This window comes from Microcoleus sp. AT8-A3 (genome assembly GCF_036705675.1).
Taxonomy (GTDB): Bacteria; Cyanobacteriota; Cyanobacteriia; order Cyanobacteriales; family Microcoleaceae; genus Microcoleus.
In genome coordinates, this window is sequence record NZ_JAUBVD010000122.1 from 1 (window position 1) to 5,507 (window position 5,507).

General features: G+C 48.0%; 6 protein-coding genes. All 6 read right to left on the reverse strand.

The genetic code is table 11. The annotated features are described in order from the left end of the window. Nucleotides 1-134: 134 nt before the first annotated feature. On the reverse strand, nucleotides 135-911 hold the full coding sequence (locus QUB51_RS29955; protein ID WP_333264516.1) for a DUF6816 family protein: 777 nt from the start codon (nucleotides 909-911) through the stop codon (nucleotides 135-137). Between the two features lie 253 nt (nucleotides 912-1,164). Then, the gene (locus tag QUB51_RS29960; protein WP_333057403.1) at nucleotides 1,165-1,569 is read right to left on the reverse strand and encodes a ChuX/HutX family heme-like substrate-binding protein; all 405 of its coding nucleotides are present in this window, start codon (nucleotides 1,567-1,569) and stop codon (nucleotides 1,165-1,167) included. Nucleotides 1,570-1,691: 122 nt separating this feature from the next. Beyond that, complete coding sequence (locus tag QUB51_RS29965; protein ID WP_333157196.1) at nucleotides 1,692-2,645, reverse strand: PhoH family protein; 954 nt, start codon at nucleotides 2,643-2,645, stop codon at nucleotides 1,692-1,694. Nucleotides 2,646-3,019: 374 nt separating this feature from the next. Continuing rightward, entirely contained in the window at nucleotides 3,020-3,523 is a 504-nt protein-coding gene (locus QUB51_RS29970; RefSeq protein WP_333057401.1) for a KH domain-containing protein, read from the reverse strand. Further along, nucleotides 3,495-3,779 (reverse strand): 30S ribosomal protein S16, encoded by a 285-nt coding sequence (gene rpsP, locus QUB51_RS29975; protein ID WP_006633724.1) that lies wholly within the window; start codon nucleotides 3,777-3,779, stop codon nucleotides 3,495-3,497. The genes QUB51_RS29970 and rpsP overlap by 29 nt, the downstream gene beginning before the upstream one ends. An 81-nt stretch (nucleotides 3,780-3,860) precedes the next feature. After that, the gene (locus QUB51_RS29980) at nucleotides 3,861-5,195 is read right to left on the reverse strand and encodes a D-alanyl-D-alanine carboxypeptidase (RefSeq protein WP_333057400.1); all 1,335 of its coding nucleotides are present in this window, start codon (nucleotides 5,193-5,195) and stop codon (nucleotides 3,861-3,863) included. Nucleotides 5,196-5,507: the final 312 nt, after the last annotated feature.

The window sequence follows — 5,507 nt, forward strand, 5'->3', positions numbered from 1 at the left end:
TATTACGCCTATCGTTAAGGTTTGTAAAGGGGTTTGACGACAGTTAAACTGATGAGTGTGATTAGGAAAGCTGATGAAAGGAGAGACAGGGGCGAAAAAAGTCGATCGCTAGACCTATCGACATGACAACTGAATTATGCCCGCACCAACTCCAACCGATATCGGTACAAAGCCACAGGATGCCCCCCAGCAGCAAAATAATCCGGGTCTTGCGGCGACAAATAAATCGCTGTCACCTGATCGGCCTCAATTCTTTTACTCGCAGAATCGCCATTTTCTCCGCCTCCAACAACTCGATAAGCCGTTGTTGTCTCCACCTCGTTTAAATAAATATCAGACTCTCCCCGAAAAATCTGCTGAGAAATCTCTGTAGACACAAACTCGCGAGGATTCGGCGTCTCAGTTCCCCGACTGGTAACAATCGAAATTAATTGGCGTTCCCCTTTCAAAACAGTAATTTGGCGGTTGGGATTGGTCGGATCGACTTTCACCGAAAGTACGCCACCATCGCCTAAATAAGCCTTAGCAATATTCAAACCGTTAAAAGTGCGATCGGCTACAATCTTTTGAGCCTTTTTCAATGTATAATTAGAAATTAACCCAAGATTTTTTTCAGGTTGAAATCGCACTTTAAATAATACCGGCTGCTGCAAATACTGGCGGTTGCTTTCAAACCCTGGCGTGACAATATTTGGCGCTAAAGGAGCGGCTAAATCTACCAAAGTGCTAGAAACATTCCAATTCCCCGCCATCCAGTCGGAATATACCAAATCTCCCTTAGCTACAGCGATAGAAGGCTTGCTTTCCCAATTGGGAAAACTTGATATGCGATCGCCCAAAACCCCTGCCCTCGCACCACCACCCCACAGCAACACCAGCAAAACCAAACAAAAACTCCAAAATACCTTCATACCTAATTACATTCAAAAAACTAACCTTCTGTCTCTCTTTCTCTTCTTTATCTCTTCTCTGCGTTCTCTGCGCCCTCTGCGGTTCATTAATTCACAAATTAGACAACAAACGACTTAAACATCATATTTTCTACCATTCTTAGAAACACGCATCCTGCCTGTTGCACAAAAATAAATGTTCGGCTTGTGGGAGTAGAGGGTGGGCATCCTACCCGCCCCCAATATGCAATTCAAAGGTGGAAAAGCCGATTTTTTAAAGCGCCTCAACAGGTGCAGGTTCCCAAACCTCCCCGTATTTTTCCTTCAACTCGTGCCAATTTTCCACCTGTCCTGGTTCGTATTCCCCCGGCTTTCCCCACTGCAAAAACGCGCTCAAAGCAGCCTCATTTTGTTCGTCCAGAAAACGGATTGCATAAGTAGTGAAATTGCCTCTTTTTGCCTCACCAGTTTCAAACTTCACCTGTTTTATTTTGTCCATATTCAAGTGAAACTCAAATATTTCGGCGTGCATATTGGCATATTTACCCTTCGGCAACTCCGCATAAAACAGCTTGTGAATTGAACCGCGCACTTCCAGCACAGCCGCGCTGCTAGTCACGATTAAACGCAGCGTGCCCAATTGTTCGCAAGCTTCCAAGAATTCTTTCAGATTAGGCATAATTTAATTGGGGAATTGGGAATTGGGCATGGGGAATTGGGCATGGGGCATTGGGCATTGATTATTAGTAATTAAAAACAACAATAACTAACAACCAACAACTAATGACTAATGACTAATGACTATGTTTCGTGCAGTTCGTAAGCAGCGACAATCCGCTGCACTAGAGGATGTCGCACCACATCCGCCTGAGAGAATTCGCAGAAAGCAATGCCCTCAACGTTGCGTAGAATGTTTTGGGCGACTGACAATCCCGACTGTTGGTTTGGCGGCAAATCTGTTTGAGTGATATCCCCCGTTACTACCATTCTCGATCGAAAGCCCAGACGAGTCAACACCATTTTCATCTGAGCCGGCGTCGTATTTTGAGCTTCGTCCAAAATTACGAAAGCATTGCTGAGAGTGCGCCCCCGCATATAAGCTAAAGGAGCTACTTCGATCAAGCCTCTTTCCATTAAATCGGCCATTTTTTCAGGGTCGATCATTTCTTGCAGGGCGTCGTAAAGCGGGCGCAAATATGGATCGACTTTTTGCTGCAAATCTCCCGGCAAAAACCCTAATTTTTCGCCAGCTTCCACGGCTGGCCTGGTTAAAATCAGCCGTTCGTACTGCTTGCTCAACAGCGCTTGCACGGCGAAAATAGCTGCTAGAAATGTTTTGCCAGTACCAGCGGGGCCAATGCAAAATGTCAGGTCGTGCGTGCGTACTGCTTGGACGTATTGCCGCTGCTTGAAGGTTTTGGCTCTAATTTCTTCGCCGCGGCGGGTTCTGGCGAGAACGTCTCGCTGCAAGTCTTGTAAATCGCCTTGGCGGTTGGTATCCAAAGCTTGGCGCGCCGTCTGGATTTCAACTCCGGTAATATTTTTGCCGGATTTCCAATAGTCGGAGAGCGATCGCACTAATTTATGACACAATTCTACTTGACTTTTTGTGCCAGAAATCAGCAGTTCTTGCCCTCGCATTACCAGGGTAGCACCGGTTTGCTTAGAGATCATTTTCAGGTTTTCTTCTTGATTACCGGCCAGCGACATTGCACTTTGGGTGCTCGGTAACTCTATTGTTAGTTTTTCATTCATGCCAACATAATCTCCTCCAAATAAGCAATTAAAAGTTAACAACTAAACGTTCAACCAGTCACTATTTGCGAACAAAAAGACGCCCCTTACTAGATTTTACCTAGTATCTAAGGCGTCTTTTAGATTTAGCTCCCAAATGAGTTTGGTGCTTGAGGCACAAATCAAATCTCCCTTCTATTAAGTCAGGCAATTTTAGATTTTAGATTTGAAATTTTAGATTTTAGATGAACCTGATGCCGCTGACATTTGAAATTTAAAATTTTACATTTGTTTCCGATCGCAAAACCGGCAATTTCAAACCAAACGGGGCTTGTAATACAAACTCTACAACAGGCAATCTAAAATCTAAAATTCTTTCTGGGTTCTGCAGTTAGTTAATAACCGGGAGTATTTCTGCTCGTTCTAAACGTAGGTGTGTTAGTACGGCGAGGTTGTTCTCTCGGAGTTCTGCTAGCCAAGGGACTCGGCGACGGAGGTGGCGTCCGGGGTCGGAAGTCGCCTCGCGGCTCCCGCGAGCCACGATCTGGGCGATCCCGATCCGGGCGATCCCGATCCGGGCGATCCCGATCGCCCCTAGGCGGGCCAGATCCACGATCGCCCGCTTCGCCATCGTATATATCTAAGTAGAGGGACTGACCAGCCGTCTGCGCCACCGCTTCGAGCGTAGTTCTAATCGCCTGAATATTGCGTCCGCCCCTACCGTAAACCCGGCCTTTGTCGGGATCTTCAAAAGCCAGCCTAACCCAGACCCGCGATTGGCGCGGGTGCAGTTCGCAATCAACCCGCAAAGAGCCGGGGGTCTCTAAAAAAGGCCCAATTAAAAACTTAACCAGTCCAGCATAGTTGGGACTAGCTGACTGTTGCTGTGCTGGATTCAACGTTAGCTCCGGCTCCGACTTGTTCAAATACATGGGCTTTTCTCAGGATGTCACGCACGGTGTCAGTTGGCTGAGCGCCTTCTTGCAGGCGCTTGACAATCGCTGGAACATCCAGCCTGGTTTCGTTATTTCTGGGGTTGTAATAGCCGAGCTCTTCTAGGGGACGGCCGTCGCGGCGAGTAGAACTGTTCATCGCTACAATTCGGTAGCTGGTCTCGCGTTTTTTCCCGTATCTCTTCAATCGCAGTTTGATCATCTTCTTGCACAATAGTCTTGTTCCAATTCTAAGCTATTTTGTCAGTGCTCCTTCCCCGAACCCCAACTCAACCCCTATTTCTTAACCTCCGACCAAAATATCGCTACGATTTGCTGCCCCCAAGGCAGGTCTGGCGCCGTCAATGTGCGGTGTAATTGCTACTGGCAAAATCGATGCAGTTCCCCACTGCTGCACCAATTTTTGCAAAAATATATCTTGCTGTGCTCTCAAAGAGTCCCAATCGGTGCCGCGATTAATAATTGCAAACCAAACTAAACCTCGATCGCGCGTGGGTATAGCTCCAGCCAAAGCAATCACCGTGTCCAAAGTACCAGTTTTCACCACAGCCGATCGCGGAATGTGTCGGTATTCCAAAGTTCCTTTATCGCGCCCGGACACCGGAAACAAGTCAGCAACTGTCAGCCCAGTCGTCTGAAGGTTGCGCCCGATCGCCTGCATCATCCCACAAGCCGCCCTGGGAGACATCTGATTTTCCACTCCCAATCCCGAACCGTTAACTAATTGAACTTCCTCCTGTGGCACCCCCGCAGCCCAAGTCGCTTGCTGCTGCACTATTTTTGCCCCGCCCAAATCGTCGGCCAGCATCTGAGCTATTTCATTATCGCTGTGGACGTTCATCTGCTTGAGAATTTCGGCTAAAGGAAGCGATCGGCGCTTCAGCAGCAAACGCCCCGAAGTCACAAATTTCTCAGCAATGACGCTGCCGGCAACCGTTACTTGCGGCTTTCTAGTTCCCGGAGCCATCTTAGAATACATTGCCACCACGTCCGCAGGCCAATTACTACCCTCAAGAGCTTGCCGCAGTATCTCCCCCGCCACCAAAGGATCGGACTGATAATTCATGCGGAAATTGCCTGTCACCACCAAATTCCCCGCCACACGATTGATACCCATTTGATTGAGAGCATTGCCCACGGCGATCGCCTCCTCCCACACAAACAGCGGATCGCCCCCGCCGCTGACCACCAAATCCCCCTGCAACACCCCATTCCTAATCGGCCCCGTTCCCCGGAACCGCGTTTCAAACTGATAATCCGGGCCCCAAGTCTCCAGCGACGCTAGAGAAGTCGCAATCTTAGTCAGCGAAGCCCCAGGCATCAGCGTCTTGCCCTGCTGACTTACCAGCGGCATCATTCCCGCTTGCACCCAAATTCCCTGATTGCCCTCAATCAAGTTCTTGTCTTTCAACTCTTTCAAATATTCCCGCACCGTCGCTTCTGCTGGCAAGTCGGGATTTGCCGCATTTATTCGCCCAAAAGCCAAATCTTCGGCCACCACTAACCCGGGTATCCCTCCCCGCCAAGCCAGCACTGACGCAGCATTAGGCGCGGCACTGCCTACTCCAGCCATGTCCAGCCACAGAGACATCATCCCTGAGCTAAATAAATCCAGCATTTTTTACTCCTAAAGTCAATCGATATTAGATTTTAGATTTGAGATTAAAGAATTGAAGAAAGCGCTCCCACTGATAAATCCGGGGGCAAGTGATGAGGATGGGGAGCTTTTTTTTCGCTCCACGGATGAATCCGGGGTTTCCGGACTAAAGTGCTTGCGGTCATGTAAACTATTTCATTGATTTTTTCAATTTGCAGTCAAAAATAGTAAAGTAGTGACAAAACAAGTTCTATCAGAGTCGGACTTAAGTGCCAAATAGTTTGCTAAACTTATCTACAGTTGATTGCCGAGAAGAAGTTCCATGTTTGCCGT

Excerpts from the sequence above, each read along its gene's own strand:
- QUB51_RS29980 (WP_333057400.1), bottom strand. The coding sequence starts at position 5,195 with ATGCTGGATTTATTTAGCTCAGGGATGATGTCTCTGTGGCTGGACATG.
- QUB51_RS29965 (WP_333157196.1), bottom strand. The coding sequence starts at position 2,645 with ATGAATGAAAAACTAACAATAGAGTTACCGAGCACCCAAAGTGCAATG.
- QUB51_RS29960 (WP_333057403.1), bottom strand. The coding sequence starts at position 1,569 with ATGCCTAATCTGAAAGAATTCTTGGAAGCTTGCGAACAATTGGGCACG.
- rpsP (WP_006633724.1), bottom strand. The coding sequence starts at position 3,779 with ATGATCAAACTGCGATTGAAGAGATACGGGAAAAAACGCGAGACCAGC.
- QUB51_RS29955 (WP_333264516.1), bottom strand. The coding sequence starts at position 911 with ATGAAGGTATTTTGGAGTTTTTGTTTGGTTTTGCTGGTGTTGCTGTGG.